Genomic DNA, 450 nt, shown 5'->3' on the forward strand with positions numbered 1-450 from the left:
GTGACCTTGGCGCCAGACGCCTTGTCGGCTTCGACATCCTCAGGGCCAAGCTCGACGCAGGCGCCGAGATAGGTGTTCATCGAGCGCTCGCCGTCGGGCGTGACGAAGATCATCGAGCGCGCCGTCGGCGGCTCACCCTTGAGCGGTATGGTGTCGAAGGCGACGCCCTGCGCATGGATGTCGTGGGCGTAGATTTCGCCCAGCGCATCGTTGGAGACCTTGCCGAAGAAGGCGGCGCGGCCGCCAAAGCTGGCGACGCCGGCCGCCGTGTTGCCGGCGCTGCCGCCGGAGGCCTCGATCGCCGGGCCCATGCGGCTGTAGAGCAGTTCGGCGCGTTGTGTGTCGATGAGGTTCATCGCGCCCTTGATGATGCCGTTGGTCTCGAGGAATTCCTCGTCGCACTGGGCGATGATGTCGACAATGGCATTGCCGATGCAAAGCACGTCATAA

The 450-nt window shown here is 64.9% G+C and carries 1 protein-coding gene; it reads right to left on the reverse strand.

Features of this window, described 5'->3' with window-relative positions; translation table 11 throughout:
- Nucleotides 1–450: adenosine kinase (locus NP945_RS31820; RefSeq protein WP_256748516.1), on the reverse strand; the 450-nt coding region annotated here is incomplete at both ends.

It is taken from the genome of Mesorhizobium sp. LMG17149 (assembly GCF_024518695.1).
Taxonomy (GTDB): Bacteria; Pseudomonadota; Alphaproteobacteria; order Rhizobiales; family Rhizobiaceae; genus Mesorhizobium.